Here is a 21132-nt window from a genome sequence, read left to right on the forward strand (position 1 = left end):
CTTGCCAATAACTCATTACAAACTATGATTAAGTTGTCACCACGAGGTGATACCCAATATCACTGAACATGGAGTTCATACTATGAAAGCAATTACTCTGGAAGCTAACAAAATCGCAAACCTGGCTTTTCTGGTCGCCCCTAAAACCCGCTAAGTAAGGTGGACGCTGGGGAGTGCCGGCACCCCAGCGTCCTTTCGACTTTGTCCAGAGCGAAGAGCCAACATGCACATAAATCCTTATTTATTCATACTGCCGCGCACACCCGGACTTATTGTCTGGAACTACAAAGAACACACCCAACATGAACTCGATATCGATTATTCATCGAGACTTGCAGAACTTATTCACAACCCAAGCTTGTTTGATCACTGCAACACCATAGACACACAACTATCAAATGCAAAAATATTAACCATTACAAAGATAAACAGTCCCGAATGGGGCTGGGACGAGTTATCGAAGATCTACCATATCGGCACACAGAACATTCCCTGTGAAAACGTGCCGCAGAATATCCATGAATGGTCCCGACAATACCTGGATCACTGCAATGAAGTGCTGGCCTCAGACGCTCCTGACAGGGAGCGCCCGGTTCCGGGCGTCGAACGACGCATCATGCTGCCGTCCCCCGCCACATTGACTGAAAGCAGCCTGGGCAATGCGCTGCTGCAGCGAAAGACCTGTCGCGCGTTTACCGGCGAAGCAATCACCCTCGAAACCGTTGCCACGCTGCTGTATCTCTCGCTGGGTTATCTAGACGAACGTGAAAACGATCGCGACGCCAGCATCGCCCAAGGCCTCGGCGCCCGACGCAGTAGCCCGTCGGGTGGCGGATTGAACGCCTGCGAAGGTTTTGTACTGGTGCAGAACGTCAGCGGCCTGGCACCGGGCATTTACGCCTATCACCCGGCCGAGCACGCCTTGAGTCCGGTCGGTCCATTGCCCGAGTCGGCGTTGGGCCAGCTTCTGGCTGGGCAACATTTCATCAATAACTTGCCGTTGGGGCTGTTCATCACCGCGCGTTTCGACAAGCTCTGGTGGAAGTATCAACACTCCCGGGCCTACCGCATGGCCTTCGTCGAAGCTGGCCACCTTTCCCAATCATTCCAATTGGTGGCCACGGCTCTGGGCCTCAATACCTGGCTGACAGGGGCATTCGGCGATCAGCAGGTCGAAACCCTGCTGGGCATCGAAGGCAGTGCCGAGCAGCCGCTGTTCTTTGTCGGTTGCGGCGCGAGTGACGGTCAGGCGATGTGCCAGGAAATGCAGGATCTGCTCCAGGAGACGCAAGCATGACGGCCCCCTTGGCAGATTCGACTTCGGCGCCGGTTTCCTGGGCGCTCCGGTTTACCCTCGGCGACTGGAACACCAGTGCCTCGGTACGCACCAGCCAAAACGACTACCAGCTACCGCAAGACGTGCAGCAACAACTGCAAACCCGTTTCTGGTTCCCGCCGGCCTTCCTGCCGTATCTGGCGCACCCCGCCATTCAGGCCGCAGGTACAACCGTCATGCATCGCCTGACTGCCAACCATCTGGTGCATTTTCTTGACTACACCACCCTGCTCGAACACCGCATCGTCAACCGGGCTGTGGAAACCATCGTCCACGGCGAGTTGCCGGCCTACATTCCGCCACGGATGAAAACTGCTGCACTGCAGCTCTACACGGATGAGGGCTACCACGCGCTGTTCTCTGATCGACTGGCCAGCCAGATTGCCGACTTGCATGGTTTCGTCGAACGTCCGGTGATGCCCTTGCGAATCACCCGAATGAACGCCCTGATTGCCCGCACAACCGAGAGCCAACGTCCGCTGGCGTGGTTTGTGCTCGGCTTCGTCTCCGAAACCATCATTGCCCGGGAGTTGCTGGAGGTTTGCCGCGAAACTCTGGTCAGCAGCGTGAACAGCATGTTGCGTGATCACCTGAGCGACGAGGCCCGCCACAGTCGTTACTTCAGCGAAGTGTTCCATTATTTGTGGCTGACCCTGAACAGCCGCCAGCGCACCTTCACCGCCAGAACCCTGCTGGACGCCATCGGGATCTTCTTCGAAGTGGACGAACGCTGGCTGCGACAGAGTCTGCGGGGCGTCGGCATTGCAGAAACCGATGTGGCGCAGATTGTCAGCGGCCTGGCGACCGCACAGGCCAACCGGCAACGAGCGCGCTCAGGCGCCGGCGCGACGCTGCATGCACTGGAGCAGGCAGGGTTCTTTGCGCTGCCGCATAACCGCAAACTTTTTGCCAAGGCAGGCCTGATCGATGAATGACCGAGTAAACACCGCTACTGCCCGACAAAAACGCGGCGCCGTCAGTCTTCTGCTGGCCATGGTCCTGCTTGGGGTGTTTCCTCTGGACGTGCTGCTGCCCTCGTTCCCCGCATTGGCCGAACACTTTCGCAGTTCCCCGGCGGACATTGCGCTGTCGATCAGCCTGTTCGCCGTAGGGATTGCGTTCGCGCAACTGTTGATCGGGCCACTCTCCGATGTGATCGGCCGTAAAGGATTGCTGCTCGCAGGCATGGGTGTGTCGATGCTGGGGGCGCTCGGCTGCGCCATGACCCGCGACTACACTCTCTTTCTGGCGTTCCGGTTGCTGCAGGCATTGGGGTGTGGCTGCTTCGTGCTGTCCCAGGCGCTGGTTCAGGATCTGTTCGAGGGTGAGGAGCGCGACCGCTTGCGCATCCTGATGGTGACCGCGACCGGAATTTTCATTTCAGTGTCGCCGCTGGCCGGCACCTTTCTGCAAGCCACTCTCGGCTGGCGTGGCAGCTTCTGGGTATTCACTGCGCTGGCGGCAGCTGTACTGGTCAAGGCCTGGTTTTTTCTGGAGAACAGTCATCGCGTCGTTCGCAACACGCCGCTCAACTTCCTCAATGCCTATCGCCGAGTGCTGGGCGATTTCGAGTTCGTCGGTTACTGGCTCATATCCGCATTTGCGTTTGCCTGCCATTTCTCGTTCATCGTCATCTCGCCACTGATCTTCATGGATCAACTGCAGCTGTCGGCCTATGAGTATTCGCTGATCCTGCTGGTCTACGGTGCGGCCTATATCGTTGGCGGGATTGCCGCTGCGCTGCTGAGCCTGCGCATCAGCTCCGCGCACCAGATCGTCGCGGGTTTGAGCATGATCCTGCTGGCGGGGCTGGTGATGCTGTTCCTGTCGCAGCACTTCGCGCTCTCACCCGTCACGGTACTGATCCCTATGCTGATCTGCACTGCGGGCACCACCATTGCGCGCCCGGCCGCCACCTCGCGAGCCATGGGCCTGTTCCCGGAAAACGCCGGCACTGCGGCATCGGCCGGCAGTACGATCATCTTCATCTGTGGCGGTTTGATCAGCGCCCTGATCAGCCTGAGCCCGAGCAACCTTCAAGCAACCCTCGGTTACTGTTTTGTCCTGCTCAGTTGCATCGCACTGGCGTTGAACAAGCGGATCAATCGTCGCGCCAGAGTCATCGAAAGCAGTGCCATCGCCCCCACGGGCGGCGATTGAGCCTGCCGGTCGTCATGCCACACGCACCGTCGGCACTGGAACAATGCTTTGCGCCATTCCCTCCGGACGCCAGCGGTGTAGAATCGGCTGATTCATCGCCATTCATCCCCCGGCGGGTTTATGAGCTCAGGCTGAGGCAAGCGGCGATCCCGCAAAGTCATCGGCAACATCCAGGACACACGGCCATTTCTGAGTGTTCCAGACGTCAATAGAAGCTCACTCCCTTTTGATACCTGATTAGCCGCCCGGAGTGCTCCAATGCCTGATTACCGTTCGAAAACATCCACCCACGGCCGCAACATGGCCGGCGCCCGCGCACTGTGGCGCGCCACCGGGATGAAAGATGACGACTTCAAGAAGCCGATCATCGCCATTGCCAACTCCTTCACCCAGTTCGTTCCGGGCCACGTGCACCTCAAAGACCTCGGTCAACTGGTTGCCCGTGAAATCGAACGCGCCGGTGGCGTAGCGAAAGAATTCAACACCATCGCCGTGGACGACGGCATCGCCATGGGCCACGACGGCATGCTCTATTCGCTGCCGAGCCGCGAGATCATCGCCGACTCCGTCGAGTACATGGTCAACGCCCACTGCGCCGACGCCATTGTCTGCATTTCCAACTGCGACAAGATCACCCCGGGCATGCTGATGGCCGCTCTGCGCCTGAACATTCCGGTGATCTTCGTGTCCGGCGGCCCGATGGAAGCCGGCAAGACCAAACTCGCTTCCCACGGCCTCGACCTCGTCGACGCCATGGTGATCGCCGCCGACTCCAGCGCTTCTGACGAGAAAGTCGCCGAGTACGAGCGCAGCGCCTGCCCGACCTGCGGTTCGTGCTCCGGCATGTTCACCGCCAACTCGATGAACTGCCTGACCGAAGCGCTGGGCCTCGCCCTGCCAGGCAACGGTTCGACCCTGGCTACCCACAGCGACCGCGAACAGCTGTTCCTGCAGGCAGGCCGCACCATCGTCGAGCTGTGCAAGCGTTACTACGGCGAGAACGACGAATCCGTGCTGCCGCGTAACATCGCCAACTTCAAGGCGTTCGAGAACGCGATGATGCTCGACATAGCCATGGGCGGTTCGACCAACACCATCCTGCACTTGCTGGCTGCCGCCCAGGAAGCCGAGATCGATTTCGATCTGCGCGACATCGACCGCCTCTCGCGCAGCGTGCCGCAACTGTGCAAGGTCGCGCCGAACATCCAGAAGTACCACATGGAAGACGTGCACCGCGCCGGCGGCATCTTCAGCATCCTCGGTTCGCTGGCCCGTGGCGGCCTGCTGCACACCGACCTGCCGACTGTGCACAGCCGCAGCATGGAAGAAGCCATCGCCAAGTGGGACATCACCCAGACGACCGATGAAGCCGTGCATCACTTCTTCAAGGCAGGTCCTGCCGGTATCCCGACGCAGACGGCGTTCAGCCAGTCGACCCGTTGGGAAACCCTCGACGACGACCGTGAAAACGGCTGCATCCGCAGCTTCGAGCACGCCTATTCGAAAGAAGGCGGCCTGGCCGTGCTGTACGGCAACATCGCCCTCGACGGCTGCGTGGTGAAAACTGCCGGCGTCGACGAGTCGATCCACGTCTTCGAAGGCAACGCGAAGATCTTCGAAAGCCAGGACAGTGCGGTGCGCGGCATCCTCGCTGACGAAGTGAAGGAAGGCGACATCGTCATCATTCGCTACGAAGGCCCGAAAGGCGGCCCGGGCATGCAGGAAATGCTCTACCCGACTTCGTACCTCAAATCCAAAGGCCTGGGCAAAGCCTGTGCGCTGCTCACCGACGGTCGTTTCTCCGGCGGTACGTCGGGCCTGTCCATCGGTCACGCTTCGCCAGAGGCCGCCGCCGGTGGCGCGATCGGTCTGGTGCAGGACGGCGACAAAGTGCTGATCGACATTCCGAACCGCTCGATCAACCTGTTGGTCAGTGATGAAGAACTGGCTGCACGCCGGATCGAGCAGGACAAGAAAGGCTGGAAACCGGTGGAACAGCGCCCTCGCAAAGTGACCACCGCGCTCAAGGCCTACGCCCTGCTGGCGACCAGCGCCGACAAGGGTGCCGTACGTAACAAGGCGATGCTCGACGGGCTGTAAGCGTCCAATCGCAGAAACAAAAATGCCCCGCCAAAGTGCGGGGCATTTTTTTGCCTGATGAAAATATCCCAGACCCTGAAGATCAAAACTGTGGGAGCGGGCTTGCTCGCGAAAGCGGTCTACCGGTCAAAAAAACTGTCGCCTGACACTCCTTCTTCGCGAGCAAGCCCGCTCCCACAGGGACTGTCAGTGATCCCGGAGTCTGTGCTCCCACAGAGGACCGGGGCTTACTGAATTTCTTCAGGCTTGACGATCACCCAGTTCTTGTCCGCTGTCACCGGCAAACCTTCCTTGGCCTGCGCTGCTGCGTGCTTGGCCATCATGCCGTTCAACTGAGTCATGTATTTGTCCTTGCGGTTGACCCACAGGTGAATACCGCCCTTGGCCACATCCACATCGTGGAACAGCATGTAACCGTCGCTGCTCGGGGTGTCGCCGCCCACCAGCACCGGTTTTTTCCACTCGTCGATGTAGGTCAGGATCGCCGCGTGCTTGCCGGCCATCCAGGTGGCGGGGGTCCACAGGTATGGGGTCAGTTCGAGGCCAAGGTTGGCCTTCTCGTCATACTTGCCAGCCGTGATCTGCTTGCGCGCAGTGGTCAGCTCGCCGGTTTCGCGGTTCTTCAGCAACGTGGTCACGCCGATCACGTTCTGCGGTTTGACGTTGTAGCCGTACTTCGGATCGGCAGCGACCATGCGCACCAGCTCTTCAGAGGCGGCAGTCATCACGTAGACCTCGATGCCGTTCTCCATCAGCTTGTTGTACAGCTCAGCCTGACCGGTAAAGACTTTCGGCGGCTGCACGTCGAGGTTCTTCACCACGTCGCCATCGTAATAGGTGGTTGGTACCGGTTTGCCCGAAGCCATCAGCTCATCGACATACCCCTTGAGTTCCTTGAGGGTGAAGCCGGAGAACACCTGCGCCACCCACGGGTAGCAGACCATGTCATCGACTTCGCACAGGCGATAGTAGTAACTGAACAGGCTTTCCTTGTGGTCGGCGGTGTCCTTGAACGGCATCAGTTTCAGGGAGGGATCGAGTTTGTCGCGAGTGATCAGGCCCTTGTTTTCCATGAACGGCAGCAACGACTCTTCGAGGTCGTAGCGGTAACTGGTGTTGTCCATGTCGAACACCGCGTAGTTACCCTTGTTGGCGTTGGCCGCGATCATCGCGTCCAGTGCCTTGGCCTGATCCGCCGGCCAGTGTTTCAGGTCAGTGGCGAACGCCTGACCTGCCAGACCCAACCCTAACGTCAGTGCGACAGCCAGAAACTTCGGTGCGAACTTCATTGGCGCTTTCTCCCTGATGTAAAGACATCGACGCTAACAAATAAGTGTGACAGTCCTCGTCTGTCAGCGACCGCTTACGTCTCCTCAACGCCAGCTGCATTGCCGAGAGCGACAAGCGCTTATTCCAAAAACGACGGACGACCTGCGATTTCGGTATTAATTCATTGGAAATCAAACTGTTAGGCTTGCCGGTTCGCAGTTGCCCAAGAAGGCGACTGGCACAAGTCTTATCGGAGTCTTCATGAATCTGCCGCTGATCCTCAATCTGCTGGTGTTCCTCGCCCTGCTCTTTGGCCTGGCGCAAACCCGCCACACCACCTGGAGCCTGGCGAAAAAAGTCCTGCTTGCGCTGGGTCTGGGCGTGGCGTTCGGCGTCGCCCTGCATACCGTCTACGGTGCTGGCAACCCGGTGCTGAAAGCCTCGATCGGCTGGTTCGATCTGGTGGGCAACGGTTACGTGCAGTTGCTGCAAATGATCGTGATCCCGCTGGTGTTCGCCTCGATCCTCAGTGCGGTGGCGCGTCTGCACAACGCCTCATCGCTGGGCAAGATCAGCTTCCTGACCATCGGCACCCTGCTGTTCACCACCGCGATTGCGGCGCTGATCGGCATCGGCCTGACCAACCTGTTCGGCCTGACCGCCGAAGGTCTGGTCGCCGGCACTCAGGAAATGGCCCGCCTGCAAACCATTCAGACCGACTATGCCGGCAAGGTCGCCGACCTGAATGTGCCGCAGCTGCTGCTGTCGTTCATTCCGCAGAACCCGTTCGCCGACCTGGCCCGGGCCAAGCCGACTTCGATCATCAGCGTGGTGATCTTCGCTGCATTCCTGGGGGTTGCTGCGCTGCAACTGCTCAAGGATGACGTCGAGAAAGGTCAGAAAGTGATCAACGCCATCGACACCCTGCAAGCCTGGGTGATGCGTCTGGTGCGTCTGGTGATGAAGCTGACCCCGTACGGCGTGCTGGCGCTGATGACCAAAGTGGTCGCCGGTTCCAACCTGCAGGACATCATCAAGCTCGGCAGTTTCGTCGTGGTCTCGTACCTCGGTCTGGGCCTGATGTTCGTGGTGCATGGCCTGCTGGTGTCGGCGGCCGGGATCAACCCGCTGCGCTTCTTCCGCAAGATCTGGCCGGTGCTGACGTTCGCGTTCACCAGCCGCTCCAGCGCGGCGAGCATTCCGCTGAGCATCGAAGCGCAGACCCGTCGTCTGGGGATTCCACAATCGGTGGCGAGTTTCGCTGCTTCGTTCGGTGCGACCATCGGCCAGAACGGCTGCGCCGGCCTGTACCCGGCGATGTTGGCGGTGATGGTAGCGCCAACCGTGGGCATCAACCCGCTGGATCCGCTGTGGGTCGCGACGCTGGTGGCGATTGTGACCCTGAGCTCGGCCGGTGTGGCCGGTGTCGGTGGCGGCGCGACGTTTGCGGCGCTGATCGTGCTGCCGGCGATGGGCTTGCCGGTGTCACTGGTGGCGCTGCTGATTTCGGTTGAGCCGCTGATCGACATGGGGCGTACGGCGTTGAACGTGAGTGGCTCGATCACGGCGGGTGCGATTACCAGCCAGGTGATGCAGCAGACGGATAAAGAACTGCTGGATGCGGATGAGCATGCGGAGCTGGCTCAGGCTTAAGCTTTTCAGTGATTGAGCGGGCCTCTTCGCGAGCAAGCCCGCTCCCACATCGGATCTGTGATCGACACAAGTCCCCTGTGGGAGCGGGCTTGCTCGCGAAGCGCTTAGGCCCTTTCCCAAACTTCGAAGTTGTACGCGGGCTTGTCGCCCTCAGCCGGATTGGCCACATTCGACACCAGTTTCCACTGATTCAGATCGAATTCCGGAAACCACGCATCCCCTTCCGGGCTCAGCGCCACGCGGGTCAGATACAGACGATCAGCCTGCGCCAGCCCTTGCGCATACAACTGCGCGCCGCCAATCAGCATCAGCTCACCAACACCCTGCTCTGTCGCCCATTCCTCGGCGCGAACCACGGCAGCTTCCAGCGACGGATACACCTGCGCCCCTTCCAGCACCAGATCGGCCTGACGGCTGACCACGATGTTCAAGCGGCCCGGCAGCGGACGACCGAGAGAATCCCAGGTCTTGCGGCCCATGATGATCGGCTTGCCGAGGGTCATGGCCTTGAAGTATTTGAAGTCCCCCGGCAGGTGCCAGGGCATGCTGTTGTCGACGCCGATCACACGGTTTTCACCGAGGGCTGCGATCAGGCTGAGGGGGAGTGATTTAGTCATGCCGGCGAGGATACCAGAGCCTCGCTTGACCCGATAAGCGCCACAGCGGTTATGCTCACTGCTCAATTGAGCAACGGAATGGCGCGTGACTGAACTCACTCCACTGCAAAACCTCTGGCTGACCGAAACCGTCCGCCTGCGTGAAGAACACGCAGGCCCCCTGGAGGATCTGGAAGCCAATCGTCTGGCCCGCGCGGCCGGTGGCGATCTGCTGAGCCGCATTCAACGCCGGGCAGCATGGCTGGCCGAACGCGACGGGTTGCGTGCCGCTCTCACTCACTGGCTGCAAGGCGCACGTCTGGCGTTGGTGCTGCTGATGATTTTCGCGGTGTTGAGTGGTGCCGGCCTGGCTTTCGCCGCGCTGAGCCAGACACCGGTCAATGTGTTCTGGGCCTTGGGCAGCCTGCTCGGACTGAACCTGATTCTGCTGTCGAGCTGGGCGTTGGGGCTGATTTTTGCCGGCGAACACGGCGCCACCCTTGGACGCTTGTGGCTGTGGCTCAGCGAAAAGTTCGCCCGTGACGCCAAAGCCGCACAACTGGCTCCAGCCCTGCTATTGATGCTGCAACGCAAGAAGCTCAACCGCTGGGCGCTCGGCACATTGGTCAACGGATTGTGGCTGCTGGCGATGCTCAGCGCGCTGGTGTTGCTGCTGACGCTGATGGCGACCCGGCGCTACGGCTTCGTCTGGGAAACCACGATCCTCAGCGCCGACACCTTCATCCACATGACCCAGGCCCTCGGCGCGCTGCCGGCGCTGCTCGGCTTCAACGTGCCGAGCGTGGAAATGATCCGCGCCAGCGGCGCCGCCGCGCTGGACATCGAAAGCGCGCGGCAGGCCTGGGCGACCTGGCTGGTCGGTGTACTGGTGGTCTACGGCGTGCTGCCGCGCCTGCTGCTGGCACTGTTTTGCTTCTGGCGCTGGAGCAGCGGCAAAACCGCACTGAGCCTGGACTTGAACCTGCCCGGCTACGCCCAGTTGCGCGAACGCCTGATGCCCACCAGCGAACGCCTCGGCATCAATGACGCCGCGCCGCAGCAGTTGCATCGGGTCGAAAGCAGCGTCAGCGAACATGCGAGCGACGGTGCCCTGCTGGTCGCCATCGAACTCGACGACCAGCGTCCCTGGCCACCGGCCCTGCCGAAAACCGTGAGCAACGCCGGCATCCTCGACAGCCGCGAGTCGCGACACAAACTGCTCGAACAACTCAGTCGCTTCCCCCCGGCGCGCCTGCTGATCGCCTGCGATCCACGGCGCTCGCCGGATCGCGGCAGCCTCGCGCTGATCGCCGAACTGGCGCGCAATGCCAGCGCCACCCGCGTCTGGCTGCTGCAAGCGCCGCCCGGTGAAGCGCTGGACAGCGCCCGCCTCGGCGATTGGCACGTGGCGCTGCAGCAACTGGAGCTGCCGTTCGCCGATTGCGCCCCGTTGAACTGGCTGGAGAACGGTCATGACTGATGCCCGGAAAGCGCCGCTGAAACTTGCGGTGGTCGGCCACACCAACGTCGGCAAGACCTCGCTGCTGCGCACCCTGACCCGCGATGTCGGCTTCGGCGAAGTCTCGCACCGGCCGAGCACCACCCGGCATGTCGAGGGTGCGCGGTTGTCGGTGGACGGTGAGCCGCTGCTTGATCTCTACGACACACCGGGATTGGAAGACGCGATTGCTCTGCTGGATTTCCTCGAGCGCCTGGAACGCCCCGGCGAACGCCTCGATGGTCCGGCACGAGTGGCGCGCTTTCTCGACGGCAGCGAGGCACGCCAGCGTTTCGAACAGGAGGCGAAAGTGCTGCGACAACTGCTCGCCTCCGACGCCGGTCTCTATGTGATCGACGCCCGCGAACCGGTGCTGGCCAAGTACCGCGATGAACTCGAAGTGCTCGCCAGTTGTGGCAAGCCACTGCTGCCGGTATTGAATTTCGTCAGCAGCGCCAACCATCGCGAGCCGGACTGGCGCGAAGCGTTGGCGCGGCTCGGCCTGCATGCGCTGGTGCGCTTCGACAGCGTCGCGCCGCCGGAGGATGGTGAGCGGCGGCTGTACGAAAGCCTCGCGTTGCTGCTGGAAAATGCCCGTCCGCAACTGGAGCGCCTGATCGCCGATCAACAGGCCCAACGCCTGGCGCGCCAGCAAAGTGCTGCGCGCTTGATTGCCGAATTGCTGATCGACTGCGCTGCGTGCCGGCGCAGTGTGGTCAGCGACGCCGAGCAGGAGCAGCAAGCGATCAGCGAACTGCGCAAAGCTGTGCGTCAGCGTGAACAGAAGTGCGTCGAGGCGTTGCTCAAGCTCTACGCGTTTCGCCCGCAGGACGCGGCCGCCAGTGATCTGCCGTTGCTCGATGGGCGTTGGGGCGATGATTTGTTCAACCCCGAAACGTTGAAGCAACTGGGGGTTCGCGTCGGCGGCGGGATTGCGGCAGGCGCCGCTGCCGGGGCTGGTGTGGATTTGCTGGTGGGCGGGATTACTCTCGGTGCCGCAGCTTTGGCCGGTGCAATCGCTGGCGGCGCGCTACAGACCGCGCGCAGTTATGGCAGTCGCCTACTGGGCAAGATCAAGGGCCAGCGGGAATTGACGGTGGATGACGGCGTATTGCGCTTGTTGGCGTTGCGTCAACGGCAGTTGCTGCAGGCACTGAATGCCCGAGGCCATGCGGCGATGGACGCGGTTCAGGTCGCCACCCCGCAGGACAAGACCTGGCGCGAGGGCAAGCTGCCAGATGCGCTGAGCAAGGCGCGGGCGCATCCGCAGTGGTCTTCGCTCAATCCGCATCCAAAGCTGAATCAGGCTGAGCGGCAGGAGCAGATTGATTGGCTGGCTGCAGATTTGTAGCGCTTGAACCGGCCTCTTCGCGAGCAAGCCCGCTCCCACAGTTGGATCGCTTTCCTTCTGCTGGCACTCGGTCGAATGTGGGAGCGGGCTTGCCCGCGAATGGCGCGACTAGGTGACACGGATTACGCCGCCAGCAGCCGCACCGCTTTCTCCTTCAAGACTCCCAGATCCATCACCGGCACCGCCATCTCCTTGGCCAGCTCATCCCACTGGCGCATGCGCAAACTCAGCGCACACAACGGATCGCACTCAAACGCATCTGCCTCGGCCTCACTCATCACCCCGCCCTGATACGCCAGCGTCTTGCGACTGGCTTCACTCAACCGCTCAAAGTACCCCGGCTCGCGCAGCGTCAGATAACGCTTGGCCTGCACGTGGTATTCCACCAGCCGCGCCAGACGCTCGCTGAAACCGGCCTCACGCAAGTAATTGGCGCCCAGCCGCTCATGGCTGACCACACCATAACCGCCCATGTTCTCGGCACCCTCGGCACACAAATGCCCGATGTCATGGAAGAACGCCGCCAGCACTACTTCATCGTCGAAGCCTTCGGCGATCGCCAGTTCAGCGGCCTGGGACATGTGTTCGATCTGCGACACCGGTTCACCGATGTAATCGCTGCTGCCAAAGCGCTCGTACAACCCGAACACCCGGGCGACGACTTGTTTGTGATCGGCCATCAGACTTCCTCCAGCAACTGCGCGACATTGCGCTCGGCCAGCGCCGGGCCGACGCTCATGCCGACGCCGGTGTGCATCAACGCCACACTCAGCCCCGCTGCCGGGCGCAGGAACGAAAACGGCCCCGGCCCTCGGGAACCATAGACGCCCTGCCAGCGCTCGACCACTTGCACCTTGCAGCCCAGCGTCTGCTCGGCCAGTTCCAGCATCCAGTTGTCGACCTGCTCGGCGTTGAACGGCGACGGGTCGCTGCCGTAATGGTGCGAATCGCCAATGATCAATTCGCCATACGGCGTCGGGCTGATCAGCAGGTGAATGCCGTTGTCATGCAGGTGCGGTTGCTCGCGCAGGATTTGCGCCTGCACCGCCGCTGCTTCCGGCAAATCGGCGAAGGCGCCGTAGTGCACGCAGCTCAAACCGGTGAGCAAGGCGTGTTGCAGATTCAGTTCGACCTGCGGTTTGCCACGCAGCATCTGCAAGCGGCAGATCTGCGGGTCGAGCGCGGCAATCGGCTCGGCCAGCAGGGTCTGATAGTCGTGACCGGAGCAGACGATGATCTGCTTTGCCGTAAAGCTGCCGGCAGTGCTTTGCAGGCGCCCCGGTTCGACGTCGCGCACCAGCGTGCTGAAGTGAAACTCGACGCCGAGGTCGCGGCGCAGGTATTCGATCAGCGCCGGAATAGCTTCCCGCGAGTACAGCTGTTGATCGTCCATGCCGTGCAACGCGGCGCGATGGTGGCTGAACTGGCCGTGGTACACGTCGCGCAATGCGGCGCCGCGCAGGAGCTGGATGTTGTAACCGTGCTCAACGGCGCGACCGTTGCAGAAGGCTTCCAGCAGGTGTTCTTCGGCTTCAGTGCGGGCGAACAGGTAAGAGCCGTTGCGCTTGATCTGCAAACCGGCGAGTTGCGCCCAGTCGCCCCAGATGTCGCGGCTGGCCTTGGCCAGTTCGAGCATCGGGCCCGGCGGCTGACCGGTGACCAGCGCCTGGCCGAAGTTGCGCACCGAGGCACCAATGGGCGTGGCGGTGCGCTCGAAAACGCTGACCTTGAGGCCGCGTTTGGCGGCGGCATAGGCGTGGGACAGGCCAAGGATGCCGGCGCCTACGATGAGCAGGTCTTGGTGATGTGTCATGGAAATTTTCCCTGAATGCGAGACCGCTTTCGCGAGCAAGCCCGCTCCCACAGGGGATTTTTGGTGCACACAGAATTTGCGTTCACTGAAGATCCAATGTGGGAGCGGGCTTGCTCGCGAAGAGGCCCTGTCAGTCGATAAAGGTCTTACTTGGCAACGACTTTCTCGGACTTGCCGTCATAACGCTTGCGCCACTCGGTGAGGATCTCGTCACGGTTCTTCGAGGCCCAGGCAAAGTCGTTCTTGATCAGACGCTGCTCGTAGTCGGCCGGCAGTTCGGTCTGCGGCTTGGCGATCCCCGGCTGCGCAAGAACAGCGAAGTTCTCCTTGTACAGATCCATCGCCTCGGCGCTGGCGGAGAAGTCAGCGAGTTTCTTCGCCGCGTCTTCATGCGGGGTGCCTTTGATCACGGCAGTCGCCTCAATCTCCCAACCCAGGCCTTCCTTCGGCAGGATGATGTCCAGCGGCGCGCCTTGGCGTTTCAGTTGTACGGCCGGGTATTCAAAGGAAATACCGATCGGGAATTCACCCGCCGCCGCCAGTTTGCAAGGCTTGGAACCGGAGTGAACGTACTGGCCGATGTTCTGATGCAGACCGTCCATGTAGGCCCAGCCCTGCTTCTCGCCGAAGGTTTGCAGCCAGGCGCTGACGTCGAGGAAACCGGTGCCGGACGACGCCGGGTTGGGCATCACGATCTTGCCCTTGTACTCAGGCTTGGTCAGGTCCTGCCAGCTCACGGGCTTGCTCAGGCCCTGCTTTTGGGCTTCGACGGTGTTGAAGCAAATAGTCGCAGCCCAGACGTCCATGCCGACCCAGGCTGGCGGGTTGGCGGCGTCGCGGTAGTTCGCGCCGATCTTGCCCAGATCCTTCGGCGCATAGCTTTGCAGCATGCCTTGCTGGTCGAGGATCGCCAGGCTCGAAGCGGCCAGGCCCCACACCGCGTCAGCCTGCGGACGGGCCTTTTCGGCCAGCAGTTTGGCGGTGATGATCCCGGTGGAATCGCGCACCCACTTGATCTCGACGTCCGGGTTGGCCTTCTCGAAAGCGGCCTTGTAAGCGGTCAGTTGCTCGGCTTCGAGGGCGGTGTACACCGTCAACTCGGTTTTTGCCGCGAAGGCATTCAGGCTGAAAGTAGCGAGCACAGCAGCGGCCAGGGCCATAGGCTTGAACATGATCGTTTTCCTGTAGGTGAGTTGAGGTTGGCAGGTTTGAATCAGTGACCGGGCGCGGTTTGCCGCCAGGCCTGGGAACGGCGCAGCAAGCCGCGCGAAGCCCACGCCAGCAGCAAGGACACGCCCGCCGAGGTGAACAGAATCAGGGTCGACATCGCCGCCGCGCCGCCAACGTTGCCGGCGTCGTCCATGTTCAGCACCGCCACCGCCGCGAGGATGGTGTCGGGGCTGTAGAGGAAGATCGCCGCCGACACCGTGGTCATGGCCGAGACGAACAGGTAGCGCACGATGTCCAGCAGCGCCGGCAGGCAGATCGGCACGGTGACGCGCAGGTAATGCCGGTACAGCGGCGCCTTGAGCGACAGCGCGGCGGCTTCGAACTCGGCGTCGAGCTGGCGCAGCGCGGTGGTCGCGGTCATTTGTGCGGTGGTCAGATAGTGCGCAATGGTGCAGACGATCAGCAGCGTCATCGTGCCGTAGAGCACGTGCAACGGGTTGCCGCTGAGGTTGAAGAAGAAGACGTAACCGAGACCGAGCACCAGCCCCGGCACCGCCATCGGCACAAAACTGAGCATGCGCAGGGTCAGGTTGAGGCCGCGTTGGCTGCGGGTTTTCTCCATCAGGTATGCGCCGGTGAAGATCAGCACGCTGCCGATCAGTGCCGTGCCCAGCGCCATCTTCAGGCTGTTGCTGTAGGCCAGCCAGCCACCGCCGGCGGTTTCGTTGAACTGATAGTGGTTGAGCGACAGCGACAGGTTGTAAGGCCAGAACTTCACCAGCGAGGAGAACACCGCCATGCCGAACACCAGAATCAACGCGGCGCTGATCAGTAAAACAATCGCCAGATAGCAGCCGTCGCGCAGCCTCGATGGCGCTGGTTTGAACACCTGCGCACGCCCGCTCATGGAATCACCGTGACGTCGACGCAACCAGGCATCGACGCCGAAGCTGAACAGCGCCGGCAGCAACAGCACCATGCCGATCAGCGCTCCGCGACCGAACTGCTGCTGGCCGACCACGGCTTTGTAGGCTTCCAGCGCCAGCACTTGATAGTCGCCACCGACCACCACCGGCACACCGAAATCGGTGATGGTCAGGGTGAACACCAGACAGAACGCGGCGAACACCGCCTGACGCGTTGCCGGCCAGGTAATGCTGCGAAAAGCCTTGGCCGGGCTGGCCCCCATGCTCGACGCGGCATCAAACAGGCGCGCATCGGCCAGCGACAGCGCCGAGAGCAAAATCATCAACGCATGCGGAAAGGTGTAGATCACCTCGCCCAGCACAATCCCCCAGAAGCCGTAGATGTTGTCCGAAAGCAGCCCGCGCAACATGCCCTGATTGCCGAACAGATAGACGAGCGCAATGCCCGGCAACATCGACGGCGCCATCAGTGGCAGCAGGGAAATCCCGCGCCAGATGCCTTTCGCCGGAATCAACGTGCGTTGCAGGGCGTAGGCAAACAGGTAGGCCAGCGGTACGACAATGGCCGCGACGCTGAGGGAAACTTTCAGGCTGTTGCCGAGCAGCCAGTGGAAATTGTCGCTGGTTACCAACTCTTTCGCCGCGACCCAGCCACCGCCCTGCCCGGCTTCGCTGCTGAAACCGCGCCAGAAGATCGCCAGCAACGGCAGCAATACCGCAACACCGAGCAGCAACAGCAGCAGGAGTTTGCCGCCGAGGACGAAGATCCGGTCACCGATTTCGGCACGGGAAGTCTGCTGCACTCGCTTGTGCGGTAGCGGCAGCGCGAGGTTGCTGTTCATCAGGCAAACACCTGCAGGCTGCGCGGCGGCAAGGCGACCATGATTTGCTGGGCACCGAGGCGCGGCATGGCCTCTGGCGCCAGTTCGGCGAGCAATGCGTGGCCCGGCAGTTGATCGAGTTCGAAGCTCATGCGGCAGCGATTGCCGAGGAAGGTAATCTCGCGGACTTTGGCCGGGAACAGGTTTTCTTCGTGCACCACGGGATTGACGTTGATCGCTTCCGGACGGCAGAACAACCGGCCCGAGGCACTGTGTACGCTGCCATCGGCCAGGCGCAGGCTCATCCCGCCGACCTGCGCGTGGCTGACGCTGCTGCGCTGGAACGGCAGCCAGTTGCCCTGCCCGACGAACTCGGCCACGAACGGCGTGGCCGGGCGGTTGTAGATTTCCTGGGGGGTGGCGTATTGCTCGACGCGGCCGTTGTTCATCACGGCGATGCGGTCGGCCATCAGCATGGCTTCGTCCTGATTGTGGGTAACCATCAGGGTGGTGATGCCGAGGTTGCGCTGCAGTTGGCGCAGTTCGGTGCACAGATGCTCGCGGACCCGGGCGTCGAGGGCCGACATCGGTTCATCGAGCAGCAACAACGATGGCGCCGGGGCCAGAGCGCGGGCCAGCGCCACACGTTGCTGCTGGCCGCCAGACAACTGGCCCGGGTACTTTTTCTCACTGCCACTGAGGCCGACCAGTTCCAGCATCTGACCGACGCGGCGGCGCACTTCGTCACGACCACTGCCGGCGAGGCCGTAGGCAATGTTGGCTTCGACCGTCAGGTTGGGGAACAGCGCGTAGGACTGGAACAGAATGCCGTAATCGCGGGCCTGCGGGGCGAGGTGCGAAACGTCGCGGTCGCCGAGGTACAGTTCGCCGCTGTCCTGCTTTTCCAGCCCGGCGATGCAGCGCAGCAACGTGGTCTTGCCGCAGCCCGACGGGCCGAGCAGGCACACCAGTTCACCGGCGGCGACATCAAGGGAGACGTTATCCAGGGCGGTGAACGCGCCGAAGCGTTTCTGCACGCCGCGCACTTTCATCGGCGCACCGGGGTTGGTCAGGGCAGTTGCGATGGCAGGATTCATGGACAGACCTCATCAAGCAGATGGGGCCAATCCTAGAGTTGTAATGCGTCCGTCATGTGGCAGTGAGGCAAAAACGGCCGATAGTGGTATTCGGGGATTTTGGTTCAGTTCTCAGGGCAGGTGTTGCCTGTGCTCGCGAAGGGGTCAGCAAGGTTGATGGAGAAGTCAGGCCGGGGACATCTCTTGCGCCAACCCCAGAAACGCCGCCGGCAACCGCGCGCTCTTGCGCTCCTTGAGGCAATACAGGTACTCGGGAATCTGCGGCGCATTCTCGATGGTCAACACGCGCAGTTGCGGATCGTGCGGCACTTCCTGGCGGGCAATGATGCTGATGCCGATATTGCGCAGCACCGCCTCGCGGATCGACTCGCGGCTGCCGATCTCCAGCAACGGGCCGAAACTCACTCCGGCGCTGGCCAGCAACTCTTCGGTCAGCCGCCGCGTGGTCGAACCCGGCTCGCGCATCAACAGCGTGTGCCCGGCCAGTGCGCTCAACGCCACATGCTCCTGCGCCGCCAGCGGATGGTTGCGATGCACCGCCAGCACCAGCGGATCAGTGCCGAGCACCCGGCGAATCAACCGTGCATCCTCAAGCAACTGCGACGACGCCGCGACGTCCACCCGGTAATCCTCCAGCGCTTCGAGCACCTGCTGCGAATTGCCGATTTCCACCGACACTTCCACCTGCGGCAAGCGCTCACGAAAAGTCTTCACCAGATCGAGGATGTAATACGGCGCAGTGGCGGCGATGCGCAACGTGCCCTGCACCTGACCGCTGTTGCGCAGGAAGAACTCGATATCGGACTCCTGCTGCAACAGCGCCTTGACCATCGGCAGCAACCGCGCGCCTTCGTCGCTGACGCTCAGGCGCCGACCGCCGCGATAGAACAGCTCCACCGAATACTGGCTTTCCAGGTTGCGGATCTGTGTGGTCACGGTGGGTTGGCTGAGGCCGAGTTTCTTCGCTGCCAGCGTGATGCTGCCCAGGCGGGCGACCATGTAAAACGCTTTCAGCTCGGCACTCAGCACAACCATCCCTCATCGTTTATTTACGCAACAGGCGCAAGCCGTTGAACACCACCAGCAGGCTTACGCCCATGTCGGCGAACACCGCCATCCACATGGTGGCGAGTCCGGCGAAGGTTACCCCAAGAAAGATAGCCTTGATCACCAGTGCCAACGCGATGTTCTGTTTCAGGATGCTGGCGGTATTGCGCGACAGGCTGATGAACGCCGGGATCTTGCGCAGATCGTCGTCCATCAAGGCGACATCGGCGGTTTCAATCGCGGTGTCGGTACCGGCCGCCGCCATGGCGAAACCGATCTCGGCGCGGGCCAGTGCCGGGGCGTCGTTGATGCCGTCGCCGACCATGCCGACCCGACGACCTTGTGCATAAAGGTCTTCGATGGCTTGCAGTTTGTCGGTCGGCAGCAAGTCGCCACGGGCCTCGTCAATGCCAACCTGTGCGGCAATCGCTTGCGCGGTGTGAACGTTGTCGCCGGTGAGCATCAGGGTTTTCACCCCGAGATCATGGAGTTGGCGGATCGCTTCGCGGCTGGTTTCCTTGACGGTGTCGGCCACGGCGAACAGCGCCAGCGGGCCGGAGCTGTCGAGCAGCAGCACCACAGACTTGCCCTGCTTCTCCAGCGCGAACAGTTTTTCTTCCAGTTGCGGCGAGCACAGGCCCAGCTCTTCAACCAGACGGTGGTTACCCAAGTGATAGGTCTGGCCGTTGACCTGCCCTTTCACACCACGACCGGCCAGCGCTTCGAAGTTATCCACCGTCAGCACGGCAAGGTTTTTATCCACAGCCGCGTTGGCAATCGCTAACGACACCGGGTGGTCGGAACGCCCGGCCAGCGCAGCGGCAATCGCCGGGGCCGTGGCGTCGGCGGTCGGGTCCAGCGACAGGTAATCGGTCTGCACCGGTTTGCCGTGGGTAATCGTCCCGGTTTTATCCAGCGCCAGATAATCGAGCTTGAAACCGCCCTCCAGGTACACGCCGCCCTTGACCAGAATGCCTTTGCGCGCCGCAGCCGCGAGGCCGCTGACGATGGTCACCGGGGTGGAAATCACCAGTGCGCACGGGCATGCCACCACCAGCAGCACCAATGCGCGGTAGATCCAGTCGAACCACACCGCGCCCATGAACAGCGGCGGGATGATTGCCACGGCCAGCGCCAGGACGAACACCACCGGGGTGTAGATTTTCGAGAACTGATCGACGAAGCGTTGGGTCGGCGCGCGCGCGCCCTGCGCTTGTTCCACGGCATGGATGATCCGCGCCAGGGTCGAGTTGTTCGCCGCAGCGGTCACCGTATATTCCAGCGAACCGGCCTGGTTGATGGTGCCCGCGAAGACTTTGTCGCCAACGGTTTTCTCCACCGGCAGGCTTTCACCGGTGATCGGTGCCTGGTCGATGGTCGAGCTGCCGCTGACAACTTCACCGTCCAGCGCGATACGCTCGCCGGGTTTTACCCGCACCCGGGCGCCGATTTCGACGCTTTTAACCTCTTGTTCGATCCAGTTGCCGTCGGCTTGCTGCACCGTGGCCTGTTCCGGGGTCATCTGCATCAGACCGCTGATGGCATTACGGGCGCGATCCAGCGAACGCGCTTCAATCAGCTCAGCCACGGTGAACAGGAACATCACCATCGCCGCTTCCGGCCACTGCCCGATCAGCACCGCCCCCGTCACCGCGATGCTCATCAGCGCGTTGATGTTGAGGTTGCGGTTCTTCAGGGCGATCCAGCCCTTTTTATAGGTGGTCAGGCCACCGCTGAGGATCGATACCAGCGCAATGATCGCCACCACCCAGGTCGGCGCGGCATTGGTGAAGTGGATAACTTCGGCAGCGAGCGCACCGACACCGGACAGCGCCAATGGCCACCAGTGCTTTTTCACCGGCGCAGGTGCCGGCGCCTCGACGCCTGCCTCCAGCGGCTCGGCGTGCATGCCGAGGGATTTGATCACCTCAGTGATTGGCTCGGTACCCGGCAGGTTATGCGTCACGCCGAGCACACGGTTGATCAGGTTGAATTCCAGTTGCTGCACGCCGGCCAGTTTGCCGAGCTTGTTCTGGATCAGCGTCTGCTCGGTCGGGCAGTCCATCGCTTCGATGCGGAAACTGCTCAGTCGGGCGTCAGCGCTGGTCTTTTCGCTCAGTTGCACCAATGCCGGCGCCGCGGCTTTTGATGAACAGCAGGAATCACCGCCGTGGTCATGTTTATGCACAGGCTGCAGCTTGTGACTATGGCTGTGATCGTGCCCGTCGCCGGGTTTGTGGGTATGCTGGGAATCGCTCATTGGTCGCGTCCATGAAGGTGCCTGTTGCCAAGTAA

16 protein-coding genes are annotated in these 21132 nt (G+C 61.7%); 7 read left to right on the top strand and 9 right to left on the bottom strand.

From position 1 onward, the window contains the following. Positions 1-223: 223 nt before the first annotated feature. From AC0J41_RS24820 to ilvD, 4 genes are all read left to right on the top strand, one after another. Entirely contained in the window at positions 224-1297 is a 1074-nt protein-coding gene (locus tag AC0J41_RS24820) for a SagB family peptide dehydrogenase (RefSeq protein ID WP_473013843.1), read from the top strand. Continuing rightward, entirely contained in the window at positions 1294-2271 is a 978-nt protein-coding gene (locus AC0J41_RS24825; RefSeq protein ID WP_473013844.1) for a diiron oxygenase, read from the top strand. The genes AC0J41_RS24820 and AC0J41_RS24825 overlap by 4 nt, the downstream gene beginning before the upstream one ends. Next, complete coding sequence (locus tag AC0J41_RS24830; RefSeq protein WP_473013845.1) at positions 2264-3496, top strand: MFS transporter; 1233 nt, start codon at positions 2264-2266, stop codon at positions 3494-3496. Before AC0J41_RS24825 ends, AC0J41_RS24830 begins: the two co-directional genes overlap by 8 nt. A 258-nt stretch (positions 3497-3754) precedes the next feature. Continuing rightward, a complete protein-coding gene (gene ilvD / locus AC0J41_RS24835; protein WP_025112073.1) occupies positions 3755-5596 on the top strand; it encodes a dihydroxy-acid dehydratase in 1842 nt (613 codons plus the stop codon). Positions 5597-5823: 227 nt separating this feature from the next. Here the strand turns inward: ilvD and AC0J41_RS24840 are convergent, their stop codons facing one another. Beyond that, a complete protein-coding gene (locus tag AC0J41_RS24840) occupies positions 5824-6885 on the bottom strand; it encodes an HAD family hydrolase (RefSeq protein ID WP_473013846.1) in 1062 nt (353 codons plus the stop codon). Between the two features lie 241 nt (positions 6886-7126). Here AC0J41_RS24840 and AC0J41_RS24845 point away from each other — a divergent pair, with 241 nt between their 5' ends. Beyond that, on the top strand, positions 7127-8518 hold the full coding sequence (locus AC0J41_RS24845; RefSeq protein ID WP_473013847.1) for an L-cystine transporter: 1392 nt from the start codon (positions 7127-7129) through the stop codon (positions 8516-8518). A gap of 104 nt (positions 8519-8622) precedes the next feature. Here AC0J41_RS24845 and AC0J41_RS24850 read toward each other — a convergent pair whose 3' ends face one another. Continuing rightward, positions 8623-9135 carry a dihydrofolate reductase gene (locus AC0J41_RS24850; RefSeq protein ID WP_025112070.1) on the bottom strand — a complete coding sequence of 171 codons (513 nt, stop codon included), beginning with the start codon at positions 9133-9135 and terminating at the stop codon, positions 8623-8625. Positions 9136-9220: 85 nt separating this feature from the next. Here AC0J41_RS24850 and AC0J41_RS24855 point away from each other — a divergent pair, with 85 nt between their 5' ends. After that, positions 9221-10594 carry a DUF2868 domain-containing protein gene (locus tag AC0J41_RS24855; protein WP_473013848.1) on the top strand — a complete coding sequence of 458 codons (1374 nt, stop codon included), beginning with the start codon at positions 9221-9223 and terminating at the stop codon, positions 10592-10594. Next, positions 10587-11963 carry a GTPase/DUF3482 domain-containing protein gene (locus AC0J41_RS24860; protein WP_473013849.1) on the top strand — a complete coding sequence of 459 codons (1377 nt, stop codon included), beginning with the start codon at positions 10587-10589 and terminating at the stop codon, positions 11961-11963. Before AC0J41_RS24855 ends, AC0J41_RS24860 begins: the two co-directional genes overlap by 8 nt. A 122-nt stretch (positions 11964-12085) precedes the next feature. Here the strand turns inward: AC0J41_RS24860 and AC0J41_RS24865 are convergent, their stop codons facing one another. The 7 genes from AC0J41_RS24865 to AC0J41_RS24895 form a co-directional block, all read right to left on the bottom strand. Then, entirely contained in the window at positions 12086-12643 is a 558-nt protein-coding gene (locus AC0J41_RS24865) for a phosphonate degradation HD-domain oxygenase (protein ID WP_473013850.1), read from the bottom strand. Continuing rightward, the gene (locus tag AC0J41_RS24870; protein ID WP_025112066.1) at positions 12643-13776 is read right to left on the bottom strand and encodes a TIGR03364 family FAD-dependent oxidoreductase; all 1134 of its coding nucleotides are present in this window, start codon (positions 13774-13776) and stop codon (positions 12643-12645) included. Before AC0J41_RS24870 ends, AC0J41_RS24865 begins: the two co-directional genes overlap by 1 nt. Positions 13777-13922: 146 nt before the next feature. After that, on the bottom strand, positions 13923-14948 hold the full coding sequence (locus AC0J41_RS24875; protein WP_025112065.1) for a putative 2-aminoethylphosphonate ABC transporter substrate-binding protein: 1026 nt from the start codon (positions 14946-14948) through the stop codon (positions 13923-13925). Between the two features lie 41 nt (positions 14949-14989). Then, positions 14990-16714, bottom strand: a complete 1725-nt coding sequence (locus AC0J41_RS24880) for a putative 2-aminoethylphosphonate ABC transporter permease subunit (protein WP_473013851.1) — start codon at positions 16712-16714, stop codon at positions 14990-14992. After that, complete coding sequence (locus tag AC0J41_RS24885; RefSeq protein WP_025112063.1) at positions 16714-17790, bottom strand: putative 2-aminoethylphosphonate ABC transporter ATP-binding protein; 1077 nt, start codon at positions 17788-17790, stop codon at positions 16714-16716. Before AC0J41_RS24885 ends, AC0J41_RS24880 begins: the two co-directional genes overlap by 1 nt. Positions 17791-17955: 165 nt before the next feature. Continuing rightward, positions 17956-18819, bottom strand: coding sequence for a LysR family transcriptional regulator (locus AC0J41_RS24890; RefSeq protein WP_473016033.1), 864 nt, complete (start codon positions 18817-18819; stop codon positions 17956-17958). A 16-nt stretch (positions 18820-18835) separates the two neighbouring features. Beyond that, positions 18836-21097 (bottom strand): heavy metal translocating P-type ATPase, encoded by a 2262-nt coding sequence (locus tag AC0J41_RS24895; RefSeq protein ID WP_473013852.1) that lies wholly within the window; start codon positions 21095-21097, stop codon positions 18836-18838. Positions 21098-21132 lie beyond the last annotated feature (35 nt).

This window comes from Pseudomonas sp. Arb-4-2C (assembly GCF_055755015.1).

Bases quoted from the DNA above. Each gene is read 5' to 3' on its own strand.
- AC0J41_RS24880 (WP_473013851.1), bottom strand. From the start codon at position 16,714: ATGAACAGCAACCTCGCGCTGCCGCTACCGCACAAGCGAGTGCAGCAG.
- AC0J41_RS24850 (WP_025112070.1), bottom strand. From the start codon at position 9,135: ATGACTAAATCACTCCCCCTCAGCCTGATCGCAGCCCTCGGTGAAAAC.
- ilvD (WP_025112073.1), top strand. From the start codon at position 3,755: ATGCCTGATTACCGTTCGAAAACATCCACCCACGGCCGCAACATGGCC.
- AC0J41_RS24820 (WP_473013843.1), top strand. From the start codon at position 224: ATGCACATAAATCCTTATTTATTCATACTGCCGCGCACACCCGGACTT.
- AC0J41_RS24830 (WP_473013845.1), top strand. From the start codon at position 2,264: ATGAATGACCGAGTAAACACCGCTACTGCCCGACAAAAACGCGGCGCC.
- AC0J41_RS24885 (WP_025112063.1), bottom strand. From the start codon at position 17,790: ATGAATCCTGCCATCGCAACTGCCCTGACCAACCCCGGTGCGCCGATG.
- AC0J41_RS24840 (WP_473013846.1), bottom strand. From the start codon at position 6,885: ATGAAGTTCGCACCGAAGTTTCTGGCTGTCGCACTGACGTTAGGGTTG.
- AC0J41_RS24845 (WP_473013847.1), top strand. From the start codon at position 7,127: ATGAATCTGCCGCTGATCCTCAATCTGCTGGTGTTCCTCGCCCTGCTC.
- AC0J41_RS24870 (WP_025112066.1), bottom strand. From the start codon at position 13,776: ATGACACATCACCAAGACCTGCTCATCGTAGGCGCCGGCATCCTTGGC.
- AC0J41_RS24875 (WP_025112065.1), bottom strand. From the start codon at position 14,948: ATGTTCAAGCCTATGGCCCTGGCCGCTGCTGTGCTCGCTACTTTCAGC.
- AC0J41_RS24895 (WP_473013852.1), bottom strand. From the start codon at position 21,097: ATGAGCGATTCCCAGCATACCCACAAACCCGGCGACGGGCACGATCAC.
- AC0J41_RS24865 (WP_473013850.1), bottom strand. From the start codon at position 12,643: ATGGCCGATCACAAACAAGTCGTCGCCCGGGTGTTCGGGTTGTACGAG.
- AC0J41_RS24825 (WP_473013844.1), top strand. From the start codon at position 1,294: ATGACGGCCCCCTTGGCAGATTCGACTTCGGCGCCGGTTTCCTGGGCG.
- AC0J41_RS24860 (WP_473013849.1), top strand. From the start codon at position 10,587: ATGACTGATGCCCGGAAAGCGCCGCTGAAACTTGCGGTGGTCGGCCAC.